At 39.7% G+C, this 26,220-nt stretch carries 13 protein-coding genes; 1 reads left to right on the top strand and 12 read right to left on the bottom strand.

Features of this window, described 5'->3' with window-relative positions:
• Positions 1-61 precede the first annotated feature (61 nt).
• From J9537_RS12425 to J9537_RS12475, 11 genes are all read right to left on the bottom strand, one after another.
• Positions 62-1,654, bottom strand: a complete 1,593-nt coding sequence (locus tag J9537_RS12425) for a SpaH/EbpB family LPXTG-anchored major pilin (RefSeq protein WP_010745431.1) — start codon at positions 1,652-1,654, stop codon at positions 62-64.
• Positions 1,644-2,411, bottom strand: coding sequence for a hypothetical protein (locus J9537_RS12430; RefSeq protein WP_010745430.1), 768 nt, complete (start codon positions 2,409-2,411; stop codon positions 1,644-1,646). The genes J9537_RS12425 and J9537_RS12430 overlap by 11 nt, the downstream gene beginning before the upstream one ends.
• A complete protein-coding gene (locus J9537_RS12435) occupies positions 2,411-6,247 on the bottom strand; it encodes a SpaA isopeptide-forming pilin-related protein (RefSeq protein ID WP_010745429.1) in 3,837 nt (1,278 codons plus the stop codon). Before J9537_RS12435 ends, J9537_RS12430 begins: the two co-directional genes overlap by 1 nt.
• Positions 6,248-6,796: 549 nt before the next feature.
• Entirely contained in the window at positions 6,797-8,482 is a 1,686-nt protein-coding gene (locus tag J9537_RS12440) for a SpaH/EbpB family LPXTG-anchored major pilin (RefSeq protein ID WP_010745428.1), read from the bottom strand.
• Positions 8,483-8,493: 11 nt separating this feature from the next.
• Positions 8,494-9,216 (bottom strand): pilin N-terminal domain-containing protein, encoded by a 723-nt coding sequence (locus tag J9537_RS12445; RefSeq protein WP_010745427.1) that lies wholly within the window; start codon positions 9,214-9,216, stop codon positions 8,494-8,496.
• Positions 9,217-9,628: 412 nt separating this feature from the next.
• Positions 9,629-11,122, bottom strand: a complete 1,494-nt coding sequence (locus J9537_RS12450; protein ID WP_028020485.1) for an AcpB/EbpR/MafR family transcriptional regulator — start codon at positions 11,120-11,122, stop codon at positions 9,629-9,631.
• Between the two features lie 1,084 nt (positions 11,123-12,206).
• The gene (locus J9537_RS12455; protein WP_028020486.1) at positions 12,207-12,437 is read right to left on the bottom strand and encodes a prealbumin-like fold domain-containing protein; all 231 of its coding nucleotides are present in this window, start codon (positions 12,435-12,437) and stop codon (positions 12,207-12,209) included.
• A gap of 147 nt (positions 12,438-12,584) precedes the next feature.
• Positions 12,585-15,851 carry a vWA domain-containing protein gene (locus J9537_RS12460; protein WP_010745425.1) on the bottom strand — a complete coding sequence of 1,089 codons (3,267 nt, stop codon included), beginning with the start codon at positions 15,849-15,851 and terminating at the stop codon, positions 12,585-12,587.
• Positions 15,852-16,274: 423 nt separating this feature from the next.
• Positions 16,275-19,541 carry a vWA domain-containing protein gene (locus tag J9537_RS12465; RefSeq protein ID WP_218256181.1) on the bottom strand — a complete coding sequence of 1,089 codons (3,267 nt, stop codon included), beginning with the start codon at positions 19,539-19,541 and terminating at the stop codon, positions 16,275-16,277.
• Between the two features lie 648 nt (positions 19,542-20,189).
• A complete protein-coding gene (locus tag J9537_RS12470; RefSeq protein ID WP_010745423.1) occupies positions 20,190-21,623 on the bottom strand; it encodes a 6-phospho-beta-glucosidase in 1,434 nt (477 codons plus the stop codon).
• Between the two features lie 21 nt (positions 21,624-21,644).
• Positions 21,645-23,036 (bottom strand): 6-phospho-beta-glucosidase, encoded by a 1,392-nt coding sequence (locus tag J9537_RS12475; RefSeq protein ID WP_010745422.1) that lies wholly within the window; start codon positions 23,034-23,036, stop codon positions 21,645-21,647.
• A gap of 218 nt (positions 23,037-23,254) precedes the next feature.
• Between J9537_RS12475 and J9537_RS12480 the strand changes: the two genes are divergently transcribed.
• On the top strand, positions 23,255-24,172 hold the full coding sequence (locus J9537_RS12480) for a MurR/RpiR family transcriptional regulator (protein WP_010745421.1): 918 nt from the start codon (positions 23,255-23,257) through the stop codon (positions 24,170-24,172).
• Positions 24,173-24,216: 44 nt separating this feature from the next.
• On the opposite strand, the gene J9537_RS12485 is transcribed toward J9537_RS12480, so the two are convergent.
• Positions 24,217-26,124: a beta-glucoside-specific PTS transporter subunit IIABC gene (locus J9537_RS12485; protein ID WP_010745420.1), complete on the bottom strand. Its 1,908-nt coding sequence runs from the start codon at positions 26,122-26,124 to the stop codon at positions 24,217-24,219.
• Positions 26,125-26,220 lie beyond the last annotated feature (96 nt).

A 26,220-nucleotide genomic window follows, 5' to 3' on the forward strand; every position in this document is an offset into this window, starting at 1 on the left:
CCTGCTATCAAAACAAAAACGAGCAAAAGGCCTCAGCCTTTTGCTCATTTTCGTATTTCAATTAAACTTCAAACTGTACGCGACGGTAGCGAACGATTGCTGCTGCCATCAAACCAAGACCGATTACGATAAAGGCAATGATACCCATTCCACCAGTTGATGGTAATGTGCCGCCTTTAGACGTATTGGCAATTTGTAGTTCCGTTGCATTGTTATAAGAACCTTTGTCAACAGTGAAGTCTACATCGTCTGTTAATTTTTGGAAACCGTTCGGCGCTTTGATTTCTCGCAATTGATAGTCGCCGTATTCTAATCCTGTTACTTCAAACTGACCATTTGCATCGGAGATGTATTTTGTTGCAGTAGCGTAATCTTCGTTTGCTCCAACTGCTGTCCAAGTCATTGAATCTGGACCAGCTGTCAAGTAATGATCCACGCCATTGATTTGTTTGATAACAACAAATTCTGCGCCTGCTAATCCATTTGATTCACCTTCTTGGTGTTTGAAGAATTTCTTACCACCAGTAATAATTGGATCAATTGGATCGTTTGTCTTCACATCGTCTTGTCCGCCATCATGACTCATTGTTACAGTGAATTCGTTGTTGATGTCTAAATCAACTGGTGTATTTTCAGTGAATGACACCGTGTAGTAGAATTCAATTGTTTGACCAGCATATTGACCTAAGAAAGCAGCTGTTGCAGGACCTGCTGCACCAGTCAAGTTCATTGAAAGATTGAAGCCAGCATAGTCAGCCCAAGGCGCATTCTCATTTAGTGGCGTATAAGTACCATGTGTAACTAAAAAGTCATTCGCATTGACCGTATTGCCATCCACAACGATTCGATCAATTCCTTCAAATTTCACACCTGTTTGATCGACTTCATCGTGGAAATCCAATTTTTCGTAACGTGGTGTACCGTCAGTTTTAATATCACCGATTTGGCTAGGAATTTGGAATGACGCACGGTAGTGGATTTGTTGTCCAACTTCAAAGTCGTAAGCTCCTGCAGGGCGTGGTGGTAATGGATTACCATCTTCATCCACTAATTCTTTCACAGGATTTTCGCCTTCTACTTTGTTCTTCGGATACAAGTGAATATCTGTAAGCTCTCTGCCGCCGTCTTTAAGTGGTAACATCAAGATTAATTTGTATTCTCCGATTTCCACTCCTGGTTGAGCTTCTTCTTCAAAGAAGTATACTTTGTAGGTACCATCAGCATTTTTTGTTGGTAAGTTTGCAAACGTTGTATCTCCATTTGCATCTGTTGTTTGATCCGCACCAACTTGTGTTGCATTTGTTGCTGTAGCTAAATTAAAATCAGCCATCACTTGTCTAGCAATTGTATTGTATTGATCATCTGTTTCATTTCCAGTCAAACGCGAACGTAAGTCTGCATAGAAATCTTCAGAAATATCCCACGCTCTGAAAGTAACACCTTCTAAACCGTCATAGCGATCGAATTCTGGCATTTCTAACCCAGTATTTTCAGTGCTTGCATTCGGAAACTCGTCCATTTTTTTCTTGTGAATCGTTACATTCGCAGAATCAGCTGCGAACGCACTTTCTCCTCCACCTAGCACCCCTGCTAATAGTGGAATCATGCAGAGCAACGTGGTCAATAAAGCAACCCATTTTCTCTTATTTTTCATAATTTTTTTCCCCCTTGTTTTTGTTCAACCCAATTAAACCAACAGACATAAGCAACAACCCTAGAAAACAATAATTACGTATCAACTCATTAGTAGAAGGAAAGCTTTTCGGTCCCTCCCCTCCGCTTGGTGTTCCAATTGTTTTTGGTAAATCTTTCCTTGGTTCTGAGCTATCTGTTATCGGCGGTTCTGTCGATTTAGTTGGCGTAGTAGTAGACGATGATGTCGTCGTTGGTGGTGTTGTCGTAGGCGTCGTCGGAATCTCATCATATTTGCAATTAAAGAGCAAACTTGTGTATTCGATCTCTGTGCCTTCCAGCAATTGTGGTAAATAGACAACGATTGGCAGCATGTGATATTTCCCTGTTTCCCCTGAAGAAAGAATCAGGTAGGCTGCATTTTGTTCATTTTGATAGCGTGGCAGAGTAATCTTCGCACTGCCTGTATCGTCTAATAAAAGCGAGGATTCAGTGATTTTTTTCATCTGCTCGCTTTTGACAAAGTTGTCCAGCTTCTCTTTCGTGGAATACGTGTTTAAAATGTACTCCTTATCCACCTTCTCATTACTTGCCCGTTTGACCCGCCATTCAGTCAGATCATAAACATCTAATACGATGTTTTCAGTGCCTTCATGCACGAAGCCTTTTTCGTCCCGTGTATTAATCTGTACTTCTACCTGACTTTCCTCTGCAAAAGCAGTAACCCCCAAGTTACAAATCCCCAGAATTAGTCCCAAGAGAAGAATCATTTTTTTCATTACGATCCCCTCCTCTTAGTATGAAGCCAGTAGAGGCTGCCTAGCAGTCCACCTGCTGTTGAAATAACGCCAATGGCTACTTTGAAGAACATTGCGGTACCTGAACCACCTGTTGATGGCAAAGGTCCTTGTCCGCGCTTCCTATTGGTGACAGTTAATTGAATAAGGTTCGGATTTCCTACCCCACCTGATCCGCTGACACTTGAATTCGGCTGAATTGTGACATTCCCTGTTTGCGAAATACTGACTCTGACTGTCCCGCTCATTCCTTGATACCCATTCGGAACGACCGTTTCAGATAGACTGTATTCACCCGGTCGCAAACCGGTAAATTCAAAGTTTGGTCCGCCTGCTTTGGTTTCATCGTAATTTGTTCCGATCAACCTAAAGCTGGCACCTCTTAGTTCATTGCCGTCTTGATCTACTTTTTTGATCTTCAATGTGAAATCAGACAATTTATTCGTCACTTTGTATGGCGATGACTTGCCATTCAAAGTAATCGTCAAAGCTGTTCCAGCAGCATTTTCCACCGCTCTTAGTTCGATATCCGCCATTTTTTCATGCCCGGCTGGCACATAGGTTTCCTCTACAATGAAGTCACCCATTGGAATATCCGTGATCGTCACTTGACCATTTGCATCTGGTTCAAGATCGGTCGCTAAGACTTTGCCATCTGACTTACGTGTCACAGAGAATTTCGGTTTATCTTTCGTAAATGGTGTCTTTCCATCATTGCCGTACTTGCAGATCACGGCTTTTCCTGTCAGCAGCTTATTGGTCAACTTAATGCCGCCTGTCGGAATTGTTTTCGCCGTAAAGCTAGTCCCATAATTGTAGGTTGGCTTGGCATAGCCTGTCGTCCGTGATTCTTCCACCACTCGATAGGTCGCATTGCCACCTTCAACGCCTTGGAATACCCCTTTCCAATTGTCGATCGGTGTCAGCGTCAATGTCTCCACATCTTGCCAAGTACTGCCACTTTGTTTCTGCAAGGTGACCCTTACATAGCTGGTTCTCAGCCCCCAATAATTATCTGTTCCTTTGAATTCATCCGACCAGAGTTTCTCCACCGGAATCTCAAAGTCCTTCGATAGCTTATTGGTCACTTTGTAAGGCGATGATTTGCCGTTCAATGTAATGTTCAAGCCTGTTCCCGCACTGTTTTCCACCGCTTTAAGTTCTATGTCTTCCATCTTGCTGTAGCCATCAGGTACATAGGACTCTTCCACGATGAAGTCACCCAGCGGAATATCGGTAATCGTTACTTGACCATTCGCGTCCGGCTCAAGATCAGCGGCTAAGACTTTGCCATCTGACTTGCGTGTTACTGTAAACTTCGGTAAATCTTTGGTAAATGGTGTTTTCCCATCTTCCTTGTACTTACAAATAACTGCTTTCCCCGTCAGCAATTTATTTGTGAGAATAACTCCTTTGCTCGGTACTGTCTTGGCTGTAAATTCATCCACATTAGAAGTCGGCTTCGCGTACCCTGTTGTTCGAGAAGCCTCAACGACCCTGTAAACATGGCTTCCGCCTTCCGCTGTGAACTCGTCCCGCCAATTATTCGCTGCATTCAGCGTCTTCGTTTCAACATCAACCCATGAGTTTCCACTTTTTCTTTGTAAAATAACTTTGACACTGTTTCCTCGAAGTCCCCAATAATCCTCTGTGTTCTTAAACGAATCTGACCATTTCTTCTCAACTGGAACCTTGAACTCTTTCGATTTTCCTTTGACTGAAGGTACCCCAAATTCTAATTTCACATCTGATTGTTCCGGTGTCGGTAGCAACGTCGTCTTCCCATTTGTCTGATACCACTTGCCGCCTTCGTATTCATCTAGTTCGGTCTTCAAGCGAAGTTTATAGTCTATTTGAATCTCTTGATTTCCATATAAGTTGATATTATCAACCGTGATCTTGTTGTTTACGACCTTCGGATCATTTGGTAACTTACTCGTTTCAATCGCTGGCACACCAGACTTTTTGATTTCTTTAACAGTCGGTTTTCCAACTAGCTCAAACATATCTCCGATTGGATCCTCGATGACCCCTTTATCAACTGTTTGAATGACTGATGTAAACCAATCCTCAAAGGAAATATCAAAATCGCCGGTAGTGTTGGCATGATAGAATTGATAATCGTTTTGTGTATCGCCAGTAGCGTTAGATTTCTTCGAAGCAATCTTATACAATCCTCTGATTAATTCCGAATCTGTATGTTGTTCATAAGTGAGATTCTTTTTAATATTGATTGCGATCGAATTAATTTCCATTCCTTGATCCTTGATGTTTTGCGCAGTGGAATTGACTGGTGTTAAGTGACTATATATTCGTTGACCAGTTCCTGTTAATCTGTAACCCGATGGAATTTTCACAGTATATGATGGATATGGATATTGATATGGCTGCAAATCAACTCCTGTATTTATTGAAGAGTATTCTGTAATTCGTAAACCATCATAATAAATATTAGAATCCGCAACCGCTGAAACAGGTCTTGCGCTAAAGTTAGGTGCTCCGTCAGTTAAAAGAAATATCACCTTTCGTCGATTTGTTCCACTTGCATTATTTAGCATTGTCTGTGCATTCATTAACGCTTTTTGTGTATAGGTATTCCCATATGGTGTCATTCTGTTATAAGTATTTACTAAATTTTGCCAATTGGATTCGTTGCTAGACATAGCTACGGTTGCATTAGAGTAAGAAGTGTTTTCAGAAGAAGAATAAATCACTCCCCCAATTCTAAGGCTATCCGTCTCTGGTTCAGCAGCCCTAAATTTATCAATCAACTTTTGGAGCGAGTCTACAGCTAGTTTCTTTCTTGATATTCCTCCAATATACCCCTCTGATTGAATCATAGAAGAAGAATTATCCAACACAAAACAAACATCTACCCCAGGTTTAGCAATCGTACTTCCTCGAACATTTAGGCGAACATCGAACTCATCTTCTTTAGAGGTTTCACTCGCATATTTACGTAGTGAAATATTTGGTTTTGATTTCTCAACACCATATTTGATATAAGAATTCGTATAGTTATCTGGTGTAACACTCCATTGCGTTAGACCATCCCAACCACTTTCTCTCTCATAGCCACCTTGATGATTTCGCACATTTGATTGTCCAGTTGGCGTCCAGTAGCATGTAGGATAAAGGCCGTTATTGTTCGTATAAACAGGTGCCTTGTTGGTATATTTCGGTGGATCCATTCGAAGCAGACCATTATTCGGGACTGCTGTCGCTGGCACTGGTACGATTTCTTCTGGTTCAGGCGGTCCGATAAAATCTTCGGAGCTGGTTTTGACCGCAGCTTTACTATCAGAAGTTTCGATTTCTTCCTTTTCTTCTTTTGCATCGTTCACTTTTAGAACAAAAGGCTCTTTGACATCTAAAATATTTTCTTGCGTCTTAGTGTCCTGCTTGTCAGAAAGAGTCTGCTCGTCCATTTGAACGTCCAAATTGAGTGTTTTTACTGATTTGGGCAGATCAAAAACAAGTTGCCCTTCCATTGAGGATGAATAGTTTTTTTCAATTAACCATTCATCTTTTTCGATCATGTCATCAATAGTTGGATAGGTTATCACCTTTCCTTTCTCATCGGTTACTTTCAATTTGAGGCGTTGCTCTTTATCACTTTCTTCGCTTTGCCTGCTAAACGTGATTCGCCAACGAGTCGATTCTTCTTTTGTTTCATAGTCGTAGGAGACATTCAAAAATTTTTCGTCGATCAATTCTGTTTTGGTCGTCTCAGCATGTGCTGTAACGAATGATGGCAGCGTTTCTGTGATAAAAGAAAACAACAGAACAACTAACATGAGTAAGTGCTTCTTTTTCATTTCATATTTTCCTCCCTTCATTCCTTTTTTCACCCACTCTCCCTTCCACGTAACAATATGATAACTGATATCATTTTCTTCCGCTTATTGTGTTTTTTTACAATATTTTGTTATTCAAATCGGATATTTTGTAGTTGTTTTGTTGTTTTTTATGATTTTTAGTGTTATCCCATCCAATTTTTTAATTTGAAATAAAGAATAATAAAGTTTGAATGTCGCAAAAAAAATTCGTCTTTTGAATTAATCATCAAAAGAACACAAAAAAGACCCCAGAAATAGATTTTTCTGGGGTCTATATGAGAATTATGGGAATAAAATGAGTAATTTCACTTTTAACCATTGATTCATCCAACAATAGTTCCTTATTTGTTCAAGAAAAAGTCAACTATGAATAAGATGGTTTCTTCCATCATCAGTTGATGTATTTAAACAGCGAGCTATTCTTTTCTTACTATAGTAATCACTTCTCTTTAAAAGCACAAAAAAGATGAGGAAAAAGTATCTACCTCATCTTTCTTCTACTTTTGAACTTTTGAATCGTTCGTCAGATTATGCTGTGCGTTGTTGCTTACGGTAGCGATTAACTGCGAAGGCCATCAATGATCCACCAATTACTAAGAAGATCACGATACCAATACCCCCGGTAGATGGTAAGAAGCCGCCTCTTGAAACGTTAGGTACTTTTGTACGTAAATCCTCTGTTACAGAATAAGAATCTTTATTTACCTCAAAGTTAATTGGAACGCCCGTCTTATAGCCATCAGGTGCTTTAGTTTCCACTAGTGTATAAGTGCCATACGCAAGTCCTTTGATTTCAAAAATTCCATCGTCTCCGGATGTGATTTTGTATGCACCCTCATATTCATCATCTACTACTTCTTCCCAAGTGTAGTTATTAGAATCACCTTTTAGATAATAAGTATTGGCGCCAGATGTTCTCGTAATAACGAACTCCGCACCTTTTAATGTTTGGGTAACGTCTGCATTGTCGTGTTTCAAGAATTTCTTACCACCAGTAGTGATTGGAGGAGGCGTTTCGTCAGGTTTTAGTTCCTCATAGTCATCTTTCCCTGATTGTTCTAATCCTACAAAGAATTCATTGTTAATGTCTTCGTCAACTGGAGTATCCTTTGTGAGTTTTACGACATAAACAATTTCTATTTTTTTACCTGCATATTTTTTCAACCAATCAGCAGTTATTTGAGATTGAGACGAGTTCATTCCGTCATCTAATTTAAATGCAATCTGGAAACCAGCATATTTACCTGTTGCTGCATAATCAGTTCCATGATTGAACTTCTCAGTTACAGCAACGGGACTAGCTACCGCATCAATTTCCCCTTTAACATCTTCGGGGGATCCACCGATAACCTTAATGGAATCAAATCTATCGAAACGTACGCCATAGTGGCTCACTTCATCTTTAAAAACTAATTTACTGTAGCGAGTTTGTTTTGTTCCATCAGCATTTGTAATAACGTCTCCAATATGCAAAGGAATTTGATAAGTTACTTTGTATTTGATTTCTTTACCGACGTCATACGAAACACGATCTTTTAAAGCTGGATCTTCTGGTTTTTCCTCTGAATCCAAAAGTTCTTTGACAGGCTTATTCTCTAATTTGTTTTTTGGATATAAGTGGATGTCCTGATTTGGAGTACTAGTACCTGGTTTCATAACTGGCAAAGCCAAAAGCACTAGTTGGCTAAATTGTGTATTGTCTGGATTTTCTGTTTCTTCAAACCAATATACTCTGTAAACCCCATCTGTATTGCGATCAGGTAAGGTAAAGTCAACAGTACCATCGTCTCCAGTAGTTTTTGGTCCAACTCCATTTACTGGTTTTTTCTTATCTTGACCTTCTGTATTTTGACCATCAAAATCTTCTTTTTTGGCTCCCTCCATAACTTCTTTAACTTTTGCTTTATAAGTTGCCTCATCTTCAGATCCAGTTACACCTGCAGCCTTTAACATTTCATAAAATGTATCGGTTACATCCCATGGTGTAAATTCTACGCCTTTTAAGCCTTCATACTTATCAAAGTCTGAATCAATTTCACCTGTGTTTTCTTTTCCAACTGGAAAATCATCCATTTTTTTCTTGTGTAAGGTTACTTTGACATCTTGAGGCGTAGCAGCTGAAGCACTGTCGCCGAAGCCAAGTAAGCCCGCGCCTAAAGGCAGTAAGCAAACAAGTGCCATTAATAAACTAACAAGTTTCCCTCTTGCTTTCATTATTTTTCCCCCTATTTCTTCTTTTGTATTTTTTTGAAACCTAAAAGCCCAATAACTACTAGTAATAACCCCAATACCGTGAAATTCCGAACCAAATCATTGGTCGAAGGATAGTTTTTCCCCGTTCGGTCTGAACCGCTTAATGGGGAAGACCTCGGACTATCGCTGGGAGTATCCTCCTTCGATTCAGTCGTTGATGTCGTGGTGGTGGGTGGCGGTGTACTGATATCTTGGTATTTACCATAGATCAGCAGACGTTTCGCTTCTTCGTCTATCTCTGGATGCTTTTGCGGTAAATATAAAACGATCGGCAGCATATGATAATTTCCTGTTTCCCCGCTTGCCAAAATCAGATACGCCGCGTCCTTTCCATTACTAAATCGTGGAACATCGAATGAAACATTTCCGCTGCCGTCAACACCCAGCTCGGATTGATTCCATTTTTCTAATTGTTCCTCTTTTACAAAATTTTCCATCTCTTCTTTTGTTGCATACGTGTTCAACAAGTGTTCTTTGTCTTCCTTTTCATCCCCTCCGTGTTCATATCTCCAAGCAGTCAAGTCATACACATCAAAAAATAGTTTGTCGGTTCCCTCTACCTTTTTACCATCTTCTCCCCATGTGTGGATCCATAACTCCACTTGCTCCTCTTGCCCATCTGCTGCAAAACCCATCATACCGAAACAACAAATTCCTAGAAGCAGACAAAATATGAAGGAAATTCTTTTTCCCATTCCCAGCCCCCCTTCTGTCACGGAATGAGTAAATTGCTGATAAGTAATGAAGAATTTTCATCCTTCAAAATAGAACATGTAGTAGCAAAATAACCTATCAGCATTGATATGTGTGCATTTCCCAATACATTCACATTTCAGCTACTCCCCCCTCCGACTTTCTCTTCTTATTTCTTCATCCATCACCATAGTACCCGATATTATTTTTTTGCGCTTTTTCGTTTTTGGGTGTTTTTTAGTTATTATATTCGTCTTTTTTATGCCTTATTTTCACGTTTCTATCAGTTAATATGGTTATTCCATTCATTTTTTTTAAATTATTTTGCAAATTGTAGTACTCATTTGTTTTAAATAAAAGAATTCATTTGGATAGAAACTCCTTTTCCGAAATGAATTCTTTAATTATTCGTCGTTAATCAGAAAGGTCGCTGATTAACTGCTGTAATTGAACGATATTTTGACTGGTCAAAAATGGATCAATGATCACTGTTGGGTAATCGTAAGGCACTTCCTCTACACTGCTAGAAGTGATTAACGCATCATACTTTTTCAACTCATGGGTAGTGATCCGTGTATCTCGAGAACGCTCCTCCACAAAATGAATCTTAAAGTTTCCGTAGACCCGTTCTTCAATTTGCTCTGCCAAGAAGGTTTCTTCTGTTGGAGAAAGCTCAGACAGCAGCAATATCTTCAGAGGATGATCCGCGTTAGCCAATAGATTCAAGCTTTGAGGCACCATCGTTATAAGCAAATAGGTATAGTTCCAGGCAAAATCATTTTCTTGATAGATTCGGTTTCGTTTTACGAAGGTTTCCGCGATCTTCAATACCTTTTTCACCGCTTGATAGTGGGTCTCCATCATCTTTTCTAAAAAGATTCCCCGTTGTCGATACAAGATATCAATGTAGCGTCCCTTAGGCGAGTACATCCTTTGGTCGTTCACTAAAACAATGGTCAGCTCACTCATCTCAAGTTCTTCTAACGAGTGGCCCAATAGACGATTGAATTCTTCGACTAATTCATAGTGCTTCTGATAAAGGTCTCGGTAACTTCTACTTTGCTTCATGGCTGATTTCCATTGATCTTCACTGAAAATCAGCATGTCCGCATACGAAAGCCATAGACAATCCTTGATCTCCTCCTCCGTTAGACGAACACGGAAAACTTCTAATGCCATTCGTTCAAAAGCATCTAGTGTCTCTTGATCCGGCAAGCTTAACGGACTGACTAGTTCTTCCTTTGGATACGCACGACCATTTTTGATACGCCACAAACTGATATAGATGTTATAGCTTAGACGTTTCCTAAAGATATGGCGGTTTTCTAAGTGATTAACTTGAATGAATTGATCCACCAAATCGGTAATTGCTTTGATCTGGTAATCCTTTAGATCCGCAAACAAAGAATCCAGCCGATCAGACTTTTCTAAGAAGTAACGATAGTAGAAATGACGAATCACGCTTTCCTTTCCTTCGATCCGTAAAGGGCGATAATCCAGCTTGATCCCAGCCTTCTTAAAGGCCGATTCGATTTTCTTCAAATAACGCTGCGTATTTGAGGCACTTAGATATAATTTATCGGCTAAGTCACTAATACTTGAGCATTTCTCATAGAGCAGCTCTTCAATAATCTGAAACTCTGGTGATTGCTGAAGAACATCCGCATACAATCGATTGATACTAACGTGTGGCTTTACTTGAATTTGATACAGTCCCTTGAATTTTTCAATGTGAAAGTCGTCCTGCTCATCGTTGATCATCTTGACGTCCTTCAACAGGATAGGCAATGAACACTCTAGCTCTTCAAGCAGCTGGTCACTCGGTAGACCGACCTGGCTTGCATAGAGTAGTTCAACAAAACGTAAGCGTCTTAAACTACTTGCTCCTAAAACCTCTCTGAAATCCATTTCCTCATCCCCTTTGTCCTTCCCCTTTTTAAAACGTAGCAAATAACTTTTTCTTCTATATGAAGAGATCGTCCAATTCTTCACATAGATGCAACTCTCTCAATATTTTTCTGCCAACAGTTACTCACCATATTTATGAAATGCGGATCCCCTTATCCGCATAACATACTCATTGAAGATGTCGCTTGTTACTTGCTATCTCTCTCACAATCTCTTATAAAGTAGTTTTTGACTCTTACATTGATGCACCTAAAAATCAAGTAGTCATATTTTAAAAACATATATACTTAATTTTTAATAAAATGATTAAATTTAAACAGTCAATTTTGTCTATTGTTTTTTATTCTTTTAATGTAACGACCCAAATTCTTTACTATTTTCTTTTATATATTCATAATAACCAAACTTATTTCCTTTTGCTTTTTCATTACTTATTTTTTATCAGTTATTAAAAACTCATTATTTCCCTATTATTATCTAATTTATCGATTAGAAATCGTTATTTAAATCTTTTTCTTTAAAATGTGTAAAAATTATTGTTACTCAATTTGAAAATATTAAATAAAATATTTGAATTCTTATTTTTTAAGTTATTAGTAAAAAAAAGATAAGAAATAAAAAGGACTTAAAGCAATTTTCATACTTTAAGTCCATGTTTAACAACCATTCTTATCCTATACATGACCGGATTTTCAGTATTCTATCTTCAGTTCACCTGATTATCTTGGAACAGATAACAATTATTGTTTTCTGTACGGATTAATGATTTTATAACGTTTTGCTCATTTTTTAAGATCAACAGTTATCTAAAGGAGCTCTCTCTTCTGAAATTCTTCCGTTTCTTCTGTTATTTCGCTTGCAGGAAACCCAATAAACATTTACTTCATTAGAAAAAGTGCATTCTTTTGTCATCTTATTCTGCGATTAAGGTAATATAATCCGATAAGAACTGACCCTGATGACCAGAAAGTCATCGCTTTTACGAAAAATTTTGATAGACGTCCAACCCCGACTGGTTCGGGTAATTGACTTTGAGCGCGTTTATTTTTCAGACGACAATAATCCCTAAACTGCCCTTCATTGATCAGCTCAAATACTGGAGGTAACAGATTATCTGATTCTCCTGCAATCCCACCGAATTAGCCAAATCAAAAGAGCCATTTCCATCAAACGTCAATCGCCATTGCCCCTGAGATTTTATATATCCGACTGGTGCCTTTGTTTCTACTAATTGGAAATAGTTCCCATCAGCAGACAGATCATGAATGGCAACAAGACCCGACTTTTGGCTCGTAGTATGGCCGATAAATCCCACCGGCCATCTGTAATGGACGCTTCCGTCACTCGCTCATAACTTTTAAACGTAGTGTAAAAAAACAGCACAAAATCGTAAACGATACGACTTCATGCTGCTTCATGGACTAAGTTGACAATTTTAAATACGGTCGCTACTTCATACTCGCTATTTTCCGTTCATTCTTTCTTTCGTTTCCGCAAGCTCTTTTTTTATCCTATAAAAGTAGAAACTGCCTCCTGTGACACCAGTAATTGTTACCATCGCTGCGACTATAAAGAACCTCTTAACCCCAGAGCTACCCGTTCTCGGCAAGGAACCTGGTTTTACCTTTTGGTTCGTGACTTTTAAACTGATTGTATTACTAGCTTCAGTACCCCCGCTTGAATCACTGACGTTAGGATGATTGTTCACGGTAAAACTACCATCCTGATTGATGACAAATACAATAGGGTCTTGAATTCGTTGATACCCTTCAGGATTATCAATTTCTTCTAGGGTATAGCTTCCTGGGCGTAAGCTAGTAAAGTTGAAGGTTGATCCAGTACTGATTGTTTCCTCATACCCATTTGGCCCTGTTAATTTGAACACCGCTCCAGTAAGCGGGTCCCCAATTGGATCAATTTTCTCTACTTTTACTGAAAAATCTTTCAGTTGATTGATTGCGTGATAATCATCTGTACGACCATTTACTTTGATGTTCAGTGACGTTGGCGGATTATTCTCGCGAACCTCAAGCTGTAAATCATCCATTTTCTGGAAGCCTACTGGTACATATGTTTCCTCAACGATATAATCCCCAATCGGCAAATCGTTCAGCGCAACTTTTCCATCGCCGTTTGGTGAGAGATTCTCCACTACTATTTTTCCATCACTTCGCTTCACGCTAAACTTCGGCAAATCATCCGTAAACTTCGTCGATTCGTCCTCCATGAACTTCCAGAATTGATGATTCCCTCGTAGAAGTTCATTCGTGATTTTTATTCCTCCTGAAATCATGGTTTCAGAAGTGAAACTTGCTTGATTTACGGAAGGCTGCTTATATCCAGCAGTTCGGTTTGGTTCAATGACTCGATACGTATTGGCTTCTCCACCTTCAACCGGTGAAAAATTTCCCTTCCAATTCTTATCTGCCTCAAGATCGATGGATTCAACATCCTGCCAATTCGATCCATTTTGTTTTTGTAGCGTGACGGTAACTTTATCAGACCGCAGTTTCCAATAGTTCGCATTCCCTTTATGAGTATCTGACCATATTTTTTCTACAGGAATGGTAAAATCTGCTTTTTGAAATTTCACAGACGGCCGCCCAAATTCTAACCGGTCATTGGTTCGTTCTGGTGTTGGACGCAAAATGGTTTCGTTATTGGTTGGATACCATTGATTAGATACAAATGTTGGATCGTCGACTTTTAGACGAACCGTATATTCCAATTCAATCTCTTGATTACGTGTTAAGTTGATATTATCCACTTTAATTTGACGATTGCTATTTTCTATTGAGATATTGGGTTTGTCCCCATCCTCAATCAAAGGGGCACCGTTACTTACTTGCGTTACTTTCGGTCCCTTTCCATTATCGGTGACTAGCTCGACCATATCTCCTAATGGATCTGTCACGATCCCTTTATCCACCGTTCGAATGATTGTTTGATACCAATCCTTGAACCGTTCGGTCAACTCAGTAGGATCTGTCGCATGATAATAAAAATAATCTTCTGGCTCATCTCCTGTAGCAGTTGCCTTCTTGGTAGAAAGTCGATACAATCCTTTTCGCAATTCTGCTGCCGAGTGATCAGGACTTCCCGGTGAGGTAATCTGTACAGCGATACTGTGCATTTCGATTCCTTGATCCTTTAACATTTGGGCAGTTGAGTTGGTTGTCGTTAAGTGGCTTCGAATCATTTGTCCGTTAACAGTTAGATAGCGATTGCTTTCAAACTTCGTATTAATCCCAATTGCACCTAAACTTTTTCCTGGTAAATAGTTCGGAGATGTCCCTGAGTTAAAACTGGTAATCAAAACTGGATCATAATACATCGCACTATTGTATTCTGCTGTCAATGGTTCCCAGCTTGCGTTTGGAGCACCATCTGTTAACATAAATAATAATTTGTAGCGTTCCTCACCTATATCTGTTGATGGATCATTCATAATATCCGCTGCTTCTTGTAGCCCACGTTGTGTAAAGGTCCCGCCTTCAGCAAGAATTTTTTTATAAGCTGGCTTTATTTTCTCCCAATCTGTTGGGTCATTAGATAATTGGAAATGTGTATTTTCTCTTTTCCAGCCATATTGTGGTTCTTCAATTACCGGATCATAACTAGCAAACACATGCGCTCCAACACGAATCGCATTTGATGTAGGATCAGCCTCTTTCTTCAACTCTGTAATAATTTTCTCTAACGCACTCAAGCTATTTGTTTTCTTATTATTTGATGCCATCGAGCCTGTATTATCTAATAAGAAAACAATGTCTACCCCTGGTTTGTAGATCGTATTCCCTCGGACATTTAGTTTTATCTTAAATTCATCTGGCTCATCGGTTTGCTGCGCATACTTTCGTAATTGAATATTTGGATTGGAGGAATCATCTCCGTATTTTATATAAGACTGTGTATGGTCGTCATTCGCTACATCCCAACTGTTCACCCCATCCCAGCCAGTTTGGCCTGAATTTCCTCCTTGATGGTTGATCACATTTGATTGACCTGTTGGTTTCCAGGAAAATTCTGGATAAGTTCCCGCATCGTTTTTATACTTTGTTTCTTTATTCGTATATAAAGGACTGTACATTCGACTGCTTACATTTCTAGCTGCTTGTGTCTGGATCAACGAATTTTTTTGTATGTCCTTTTTTGGGCCTATAAATTTCTCTGAACTTACAGTTACTTTCTCTTCCTCTTTTCCTGAAGCATCTGTAGTCGAGAAAGTTGTTTCTTTTTTACTGCTATTTAGAACATAAGGTGTTTTTCGCTCTAAAATATTCTCTTGAATTTCTTCCTTCACTTCATTGGAATCTGATGTTTTTCTTTTTTGATCCATCTGTACATAAAGATTTAGCCGCTTGATTGATTTCGATAAATGCAAAGATAGCTTATCTTCTCTCTTCACAGAAAAATCCTTTTCAACAAGCCAGCCATCTTTCTCGACCATATTTTCAAACTCTGGATAATCGATCACATGGTCCTTTTCATCAGTGATTTTGAACTTTAATAGCTGATGTTCTTCTTCTCGTTCACTTTGGCGATTAAAAATGAGCTGCCAAGCATTCACCTCTGCCTTCTCTTCATATATATAATGGAGGTCTAAATTTTTCTTATCAATTAATTCAATCGCATGTTCCTCAGCATAAACAGGCATGACTTCTAATGCTGCTTTCACTACAAGCGACAAGACTACTACTAGCAGCAGCAATAAATTTACCTTCCTCATCTTATCTCCCCCTTTAACCCTTTACTGATGAAAAAATATATAGCGCTTTAGTTTCGTGTGTCTTTACACTAACTTTTACTCACCGTTTTTTCATCTTTTATTAATAAATACATCATATCAGAAATTATTTTTCTCTTTTATTTAAAAAAATTCCAGATATTTCGTTATTAAAATTTGTAAAAGCAGTTTAAACAAAAAGATCCTCTTGTTAAAACCGTTATTTATTCCTTTTTTTTAAATATTTTCAATTTATTTATTACTCATTTTTGAAATAATAAATTGACAGAATGAGTTTATTACTATACATCTTCAATGGTTGACTAGCCACTATCCTTTGTATTTACAAAAAAACAGCCTGAAAGCAGGGTTTCCGCTTTCAGACTTGCTGTCTCTCTCAATCATTTGACTTAATTATTGTTTCCTTTATTCCTCATTCATTTTCTCTCTTGTTCTTGCGAGTTCTTTTCTCACTTTATAAAAGCAGAACCCACCTACTGTGCCTCCTGTGACCGCCAGCATTCCAGCGATTAAGAAAAATCCCTTGATCCCAGAATTACCGGTTCTCGGTAAGGTACCCGGCTTCACCTTTTTGTTCGTTACTTTCAGAGTGATCGTATTATTGGAGCCAGTCCCACCGCTTGAATCACTAACATTCGGATGACTGCTCACATCGAAGCTTCCATCCTGATTGATGACAAACGCAATAGGTTCTTGAATTCGCTGATACCCTTCTGGATTATCAACTTCTTTCAGAGAATAGATACCCGGACGTAAACCAGTAAAAGTAAAGGTCGATCCGGTGCTGATTGTTTCCTCATATCCATTTGGCCCTGTTAATTTGAACACTGCTCCAGTCAACGCGTTACCATTAGGGTCAATCTTTTCCACTTTTACCGAAAAGTCTTTCAATCGATTGATCGCATGATAATCGTCAGTACGACCATTCACTTTAAATACAAGGGACGTGGGTGGATTATTTTCCGTAACGACTATCTCAAAGTCAGCCATCTTTTGGAAGCCTTCCGGCACATAGGTTTCTTCCACAGTATAAGTGCCGATCGGAAAATCATTGATCGCAACTTTTCCTGTGGCGTCTGGCGTTAGATTCTCTGCTAATACTTTTCCATCGCGGCGTGTTATCTTGAACTTTGGCAGATCACTTGTAAACTTGGTTGTGCCATCCTCCATGAACTTCCAGAACTGATGGTTCCCACGCAAAAGCTCATTGGTGATCGTGATGCCTCCGCTGGCAATATTCTCAGAGGTGAAGTTCTGCTGATTCACGACAGGAGCTTTATAGCCTGCGGTTCGCGATCCTTCAACCACGCGATAGGTTTTATCTTCGCCGCCTTCTACCGCTGAAAAATTTCCTTCCCAGTTATTAGTTGACTTCAAGTCTATTGATTCCACATCTTGCCAAGTCGCCCCGTCCAATCGTTGAAGCGTAGCAGTTACTTTGTTTGGTCTCAACCCCCAATAGTTCTCCTGATTTTGATGCTTATCAGACCAGATCTTTTTGACTGGAATAACGAAATCAGCTGTTTTTAATCGGACAGAAGGAACGCCAAAATCCAATCTGTCTCCCGTCCGTTCTGGTGTAGGCTTCAAGGTCGTTGTCTTATTCGCTGGGTACCAAGTACTAGAAGCAAACGTAGGATCGGACGTCTTCAGGCGAACCGTATACTCGACCTCTATTTCCTGATTCGCCGTCAGATTAATATTATTGACTTCGATTTTCCGCCGATCCGAAGAGACCGAGATTTGCGGCTCAGCATCGGCTTCGATAGCCTTCCCTGTGGAGTCCACTTGTCGCCATGTCGGATCACCAACAAGCTCGACCATATCTCCCAATGGATCGGAGATAATTCCTCTATCAACCGTTCGAATAACCGTGTCATACCAAGCTTTAAAGGTGTCGACTAAATCATCCGCGTTTTCTACATTATAGAAGTGAAAATCTGACGCTACGTCATTCAATGGACCGTTTGTCGCATTGGCTTTCTTAGTCGACATTTTGTATAATCCGCGCAGTTGCTCTGCCCGTTTACTTTCTGGCTCATTGACGTTGAGAGTTAATTCTACAGCAATCGTATGAATTTCAATCCCCGCATTTTTGATATCCATCGCCGTTGAGTTTGTGGTGGTGATATGACTATTGATTACTCCGTTATAAGCCGGAATGATCGTTGTCTTATAACCACTAGTTCCTAAAGGTGTACCAACTTTGTAACTTCCTTTCGTTCCGGTTTTAAAATTTTTAAAATGCAGTAAGTCAACGAACATGTCCAAATTGGGGGTTCCAGTATCATCAGTATCCCAGCTATAGTTTGGTGCTCCATCAGTTAAAACAAATAGCAATTGTTGACGACCAGTTGTGTCTCCGGCATCATCAAAAATATCTTGTGCTTCTTTTAGTCCACGTTGTGTAAATGTCGCTCCTGTTGCAGTTGCACCTGAATATACAGTCACCATGTTACTCCAAGCGGCTGTATTACTCGTTAATGGGAATGTTCTTTGTTGACCAGGTTTGTTGCCCCAAGCACTATATTGATAGTCCGAAAAGATATGAGCACCGATTCGAATGTTCTCCGCTGAAGGTACATAAACCTTTTTCAATTCATCAACAATTTTTGTCATAGCTGCTATTGCATCGGTTTTTCGTCCATTTGGCTTCCCAGGAAGACCATCCGTCATTGACCCAGAGTTATCCAATAAAAAGACAATATCCACTCCTGGTTTATAAGTCGTATTCCCTCGAACATTCAGTTTGACCTTGAACTCATCTTCCTTATCGGTTTGCTGAGCCAGTTTTCTCAAGGCGACGTTACTATTATTTAAATCTTGTCCATAATGAATATAGGAGTTTGTATGATTATCCTGAGTGACATCCCAGCCAGCATTATTATCCCAACCGTTTTGTCCTTCCTGCCCACCTTGATGGTTAATAACATTGGTTTGACCAGTCGGTTGCCAGGAATTTTCAGGATGAGTGCCCCCATTATCTAAGTACGTAGGCGTTTTTGCATCATAGTGATTGGCATACATTCTAGAAATTCCGTTCGTCGCAGTGGCTGCTCTTTGTGCTGCGTTTACCCCTTCTTTTTGAGGACCGATAAAAGCTTCTGAGGTGGTTTTGGTTGCTTGGGTCGCTGTTTTTTCAGACGACTGTGTTGTTTTGGTTTGGCTTTCTGTCGTGCTTTTTGTTTCCAGCACGAACGGTTCTTCCCGTTTCAAAATGTTTTCCTGCAGGCTGCTGGCTTTTTTCCCATCCTCGGTCGCCGTCTTTTCCTGATCTAGCTGAACGTATACATTCAGCTTTTTGACTGACGAAGATAATTCCCAAGACAGCTGATCATTTATGCTCTCGGAAAAATTTTTTTCCTTCAGCCAGCCGTCTTCTTCGATTAGATGATCCATATCCACTGTTGAATAATCGATCGTCTTGTCTTTAGCATCCGTTAGTTTGAATTTCAAGCGTTGTTGATAGCCCTTTTCACTCTGACGATCAAACGTTAATTGCCACTTCGTTGTCTCTTTCTTCTCTTCGTATGTATATGAAAGCTTTAAAGATTCGTCATCAACAAGCTCTATTTCATTGGTTTTCGCTTGAACAGAAATAAGCGGCATCGCCATTTCTATGACAATCGAAAAAAGCAGCAATACCAATACTAGAAATTTCGATTTCCTCATTTCTTTTATCCCCCTTTTTTCATTCGTACTCTACCAATCACAACAAAAATATGGAATTATCATTGTTTGTTTTTTAAAGAATCACCCTTCTCCTTTAAAAGTCGCTTCAAACATAAGAAGATTCCTACCCAATTTTGCTATTTACAATGAGACTTTCTTTATCAAAAATAATATGTGTATTCGCCAATCTAGAGATTTTCCACTTAATTTTCAATTATTAATTTACAGTATTCTCCATACTCTCTTATTCTTGCACTTACATACTACCAGAAAATAATTACTCATTTTTTTGTAATCATTTAATTATTATAGTTATCGAAAATCGAAAAAACGGCGATTTCCTCTTGTTTTCTTTCATTCAAAGTGTTATTGAGTTCATTTCATTTAAACAGTTTTAAAATTTTTGGTATTCATTTTCAAAATTTTGAATAAACCATTCGATTTTTTATATAGTTATTCTATTCAAATCCGCTTATTTAGCTATTAATCTTTCAATAAATACAAAATAATTACCAAATAGAAAATAATTGCTGTTTCATTTCATTCTGCAATTCTAAGATAATTATTGTTGTTTTTTTCAGCTCAGATTTCTATAGCTAATTTCAGCAAAAAAAAGAAGCCTGCACGAATGCAGACTTCGATAATTTTTTATTCGTTGCTTAAATCTTCACCATTTGTTTCGATAACTTTTTTGTACCAATCAAATGATTTCTTCTTGCTGCGCTTCAAGGTCCCATTGCCTTCATTGTCACGGTCTACATAAATGAAACCGTAACGTTTCTTCATTTCACCTGTTCCGGCAGATACTAGATCGATACAGCCCCAAGTCGTGTAGCCTAATAGATCCACGCCGTCTTCATCCACTGCGTCTCTCATGGCTTGGATATGCTGCGCAAGGTAGTCGATGCGGTAATCATCTTCTACATAGCCGTTTTCATCTGGTGTATCTACCGCGCCTAGTCCGTTCTCAACGATGAACAATGGTTTTTGGTAGCGATCATAGAGATCATTCATTGTAATACGCAATCCTAATGGGTCAATTTGCCAGCCCCATTCGCTGGATTCCAAATACGGGTTCTTCACAGAAGCAAAGATATTTCCAGCCGTTTGCTCCAATAATTCTGGATCTGTCGTCGCTACACGAGAAGAGTAATAAGAGAAGGAGATGAAGTCCACGGTATGAGTCTTCAACAGCTCTGCGTCGCCTTCTTCCATTTTCACATCAATCCCTTTACGTGCCATTTCCTTCAAGGCATAGGCTGGATATTCGCCACGAGATTGTACATCGATGAAGAAATAGTTTTGGCGTTCTTCTTGACGGCCTGCCCAGACATCATCTGGTTTTGGTGTGTATGGATAATAAGAGCCTGCCGCTAGCATACAGCCGACTTGGTTTTCTGGGTCGACTTCATGTGCGATCTTGGTGGCGATAGCAGATGCGACCAATTCATGATGTGCCGCTTGATATTTGACTTGTTCTTCGTTTTCGCCTTTTTCAAAGTAAAGACCGGCGCCCATGAATGGTGCGTGCAAGATCATATTGATTTCGTTGAAGGTCAACCAATATTTTACTAAACCTTTGTAACGGTTGAAGATGACGGTACATAAGTTCTCGTAGAAGCCGACTAATTCACGGCTGCGCCATGCGCCATATTTTTCAACCAAGTGCATCGGGCAGTCAAAGTGGGTAATCGTTACTAAAGGTTCGATCCCGAATTTTTTACATTCTTTGAATATGTCTTCGTAGAATTTCAAGCCTTCTTCGTTTGGTTCTTTTTCGTCACCTTTAGGGAAGATCCGGCTCCATGCTAAGGATAGACGATAGGTTTTAAAGCCCATTTCTGCAAATAGCGCGATATCTTCTTTCCAATGATGGTACATGTCGATGGCTTCTTTTGCTGGATAAAAATGTTCATCATCAAAATCGAACATTTTCTTTTTCCCTGCGATCACCGCAAAGCGATCTTCGCCAACTGGCGCTAAATCTACATTTGCCAGGCCGCGTCCGCCTTCGTTATATCCGCCTTCACATTGATTAGCAGCAGTTGCGCCGCCCCATAAGAAGTCTTTTCTAAATCCCATAATTTCCCTGCTTTCTTTGTTCTATACTTTTTCCAAATCTAATTCACGTGCCACTTCATCTTGGACTTCGATGCCTTCTTTTTCTAGACGTTCGATGGTTTCCTTGAAGTTTGGCAAGTGATCTTTGTGAGCAATAAATAATTCATCCATGATTCGTTGCGCTGTTTTCCCAGAGCGAACCATTGGGTTGATGGTAAATGCTTGCAACGCTGTATTGTAATCACCCGTTACCGCTGCTTCGATGGTCAATAATTCCATTGCTTTCATGACTTGCAGCCAGCCACGTTCTGCTGTTGGCAATTCGCCAAATGCGACATTACGAGCCCCTTGTCCGCCGATATAAGCAGAAACTTCAACCACACAATCGGCTGGAAGATCTGGTACAGCACCATCATTTTTAGTAGAAACAACTAATTGCGTATTCTTGTTCGCATAAATAGAAGCGATTGATTCACAAGCCGCATCAGAATAATAAGCGCCGCCACGTTGGCCTAATTGTTCTGGTTTGTAATCCAAGTTTGGATCTTTGTATAATTCAAACAATTCTGTTTCTGTTTGTTTTACTTGCTGCGCACGTGTGCCGATCGTTTTGTACTCTTCTAAGGCATGTGCAAGTGTTTCTTCTTCTTGGTAGTAATAATGATGGTAGCCGCAAGGGATCATTTGCATTTGTTCCAAAATTTCTCTTGGGAATGGAATGTCATGGATATTTTTCGGCATCCCTGTTTCGTCGCCTTCGTACATTTTCTTAATGATTTCCATAGTGACATCTTTGCCATGATTGTCTGTGACTTTATGCCAGTGGAAATGGTTCAAGCCTGCGAATTTATAGATCAATTCATCTGGTTGTTTGCCTAACATCTCTGGTTCGATCATTTGTGCCATGACAGGTACATTACATAAGCCGATCACTTTGTCCCATTTACCATAACGAACGACTGCTTCCGTCACCATCCCGCTTGGATTAGCAAAGTTGATCAGCCATGCATCTGGACATAAACGTTTCATATCTTCTACGATGTCTAAAATGATTGGCACTGTTCGGAACGCCTTGAACATCCCACCAGCACCATTGGTTTCTTGTCCTAGCATGCCGTAATACGCTGGAATACGCTCGTCTTTGATCCGCGCTTCCAATAGACCCACACGAAACTGAGTAGTAACAAAGTCTGCGTCCTTCAAAGCTTCTTCACGATCTAACGTGATATGAACTTTTACATCATATGGCGAAGCATCCCACATCCGTTGAGCCATTGCGCCTACGATCTCAACCTTTTCACGACCTGCCTCAATATCGACTAACCAGATCTCGCGAACTGGTAACTCATCATAGCGTTTGATAAATCCTTCCATTAATTCCGGTGTATAGCTGCTTCCTCCACCAATTGTGGCGATTTTTACTCCTGCTGACATTCAATCGACTCCTTCTGTTTTATTTACAACCTTATTATCTGTTACGTAAAATTTTAATTCAATGCATTTACAAGTAATTCCATTCCAATTCACAAATAAGCAGTTGAAAACGGTTTATTTTGTAAATATCGGTGGAATTATTTTCCTTTTTTCCTCATTCGAGTACATTCATGTTTACAAATAATTTATAATGGATGTAAATCAAAGGAGGAATCGCTATGCTATTGTCAGAAAAAATGAAGCAAACAGATTTTTCCAACGCAGAAAGCGCCTTGGTAGAATACATTTTAGCCAAAGGAACGGCCATTGAACCGTTGACGATCAAAGAAATCGCAGAAGCAAATTATGTGCATCCGTCCACTTTGATCCGTGTCGCTAAAAAGCTTGGCTATAAAGGCTGGTTAGAGCTGCGGGAAGAATTTTTAGCTGAACAAACATATCTGCAAACCTATTTTGAAGATGTGGATGCCAACTTCCCTTTTCAAACAAATGACGGCTTGATGACGATCGCTAACAAGATTGCTTCATTAGAACGAACGACGATCGATGATACCTTGAGTCTGTTGAATCACGACGAACTGCAAAAGGCGAAGCAGCTTCTATTAAATGCAAAGCAAATAAAAATCTTTGGTAGTAACGCGAATTTATTGATTTCTCAAGATTTTGCCTTAAAAATGCGCCGTATTCAAAAGAATGTCGTTATGAGTCAAACCATGGGGGAAGATGCCTACGAAGCCTTCAATAGTCAAGAAGATACATGTGCCATTTTGATTTCTTATACCGGTGAAAATGGTTTTATTATGCAGATTGCAAAAATCCTGCAAAAACAAAATATTCCAATTATCGCTCTAACAAGCATCGGTGAAAATACCTTGGCTTCCTTTAGTCAGGCCGTTTTACGTATGACTACCCGCGAGCGATTGTATTCCAAGATCGGCAACTTCACGATCAATTCTTCGATCTGCTATCTTTTGGACGTTCTTTACAGCTGCATTTTTGCAGAGGATTACCAAAAGAATCTGAATCACTTGATCGAGGTCAGTGAGCTAGTCGATAAACGAAAAACCAGTTCTGCTATCATGGCCGAATCACCAGAATCCTTAATTCAGTTTACTGAGTCTTTTCGACCAAATTAAAGTTCGGAGCAATTGCTCCGAACTTCTTTTTTCCTTTTAAGAAACTAAACTAAAACAGTCAGTAGTTCATCATCATTACACACATTTTCTTGTTTGTCGGATTCAATGATGTCTAGATAATCTGCTGAATTCGTGATGATCACTGGGGTTTCTACACTATAACCTGCTGCTTCGATTGCTTGAATATCAAAAGTCACAAGTTTGTCGCCGCGTTTGACTTTTGCGCCTTGCTCCACATGGGATTCGAAGTATTTACCATCTAATTGTACTGTGTCTAAACCAATATGGATCAATAGCTCTAACCCATTATCTGAAACTAAGCCGATCGCGTGTTTTGTTGGGAACATCGTCATGACTGTGCCATCAAACGGTGCAACTACTTCTCCGACTGTCGGATGGATCACAACCCCTTTTCCTAGAACACCTTGTGCAAAGGCTTGATCTTTCGCTGTTGACAATGGCATCATTGTGCCAGTTACTGGAGCAGTGACGATTTCTTTGCGAACTTCCATCGCTTTTTGTCCTTCTTCAACTTCTACTGCTTCTTCATCTTTCCAGAAGAAGAATGTTAGTGCAAATCCGATAACTGAAGCAATCACGATCGCAATAACTGAATAGATCGCTCCTGATGAATCTCCTGTTTGTTGATTGATATAACTTGGAATACCGAAGACACCTAGACCGCCCATTACATATGAACGTACACCCATCGCTGTCATGAAGGCCCCTGATATTGCACCACCAACCATTGAGAAAATGAACGGTTTTTTCTTAGGAAGAGACAAGCCATAGATTGCTGGTTCTGTTACCCCACAGATACCAGAAATAACTGCCGGTACAACCAATGCTTTTTCTTTTGGATTCTTCAGACGGAAATACATTGCCGCTACTGCTGCTGTTTGAGCAAAGCTGGCACCAAACATCCCTGTTAAAGCTGTTGAGTAGCCCATAGTTCCCAGCTGCAGAATCGCGATTGGAATAAGACTCCAATGCAGGCCGAACATTACTAATACTTGCCAGAAGAAACCTACGATCAAACCGAATAGGATAGGAGAGAATTTCAACAATCCGTCGAAACCAGTTGCTAACATATTAGTCAAGATGGTAATAACTGGACCAATAACTAGGAAACCGATAGGTAATGCGATTAGCAATAAGAAAAATGGCACGAAAAAGTTTTGAATAACTTCTGGAATGATCTTACGTAACGGACGTTGCAATTTACTTGCCATCCAGACAATTAAGATCGAAGGAATAACACTACTCGTATAATCATTGGCAACGAACGGTAGGCCCATGAATGTCATGTATACTGGGCTTTCGAACATGCTGCCAGAGAATAAAGTGTAAAGCGGCTGGACATCTCCGCCGGCAGTCAGCGTGGATAATTGGATAGCTGGATAACATAGAGCTCCCCCGATGACTAACCCAACATACTGATTCACACCGAATTTCTTAGCCGCAGCTACCGCTACCGCAATCGGCAGGAACATAAAGATAGCGTCACCAATGGCATTCAATACAATATAGGTCCCGCTCTCAGCTGTTAAAACACCTGCTGCTACAAGCAATGCGTTTAACCCCTTGATCATCCCACCGGCACTTAAAGCACCTAGGAAAGGTTGGAATATCCCACTGATTACATCGATTAATCGGTTAAAAATATTCCCAGAAGCTTCTTCTGGTGCGCTGCTTTCACCGCCAAGCCCCGTCATATCTACCACGTCTTCATAAACTTGTCCGACATGATTGCCGATAACCACTTGATATTGTCCTGCACTGTGCATGATGGTCACGACACCATCCATGTTTTTCAGCACGTCATCATTCGCTTTGCTTTCATCTTTTAATTTAAAACGCAAACGTGTGATACAATGCGTTAAGCTGTTGATATTTTCTTTGCCGCCTACATTTGCGACAATTTTTTCTGCTAATTCCCGATATTTACCCACTATTTTTCCTCCTTGTTTGCACTAAATTCATTGATTTCTTTGATCCATTGATCCATTTTTTAACAGCGTTTAAATGTATGCCCTTTCACTCTTCGG

Origin of the sequence: Enterococcus raffinosus, from assembly GCF_019175485.1 — a bacterium.
GTDB lineage: Bacteria > Bacillota > Bacilli > Lactobacillales > Enterococcaceae > Enterococcus_A > Enterococcus_A raffinosus.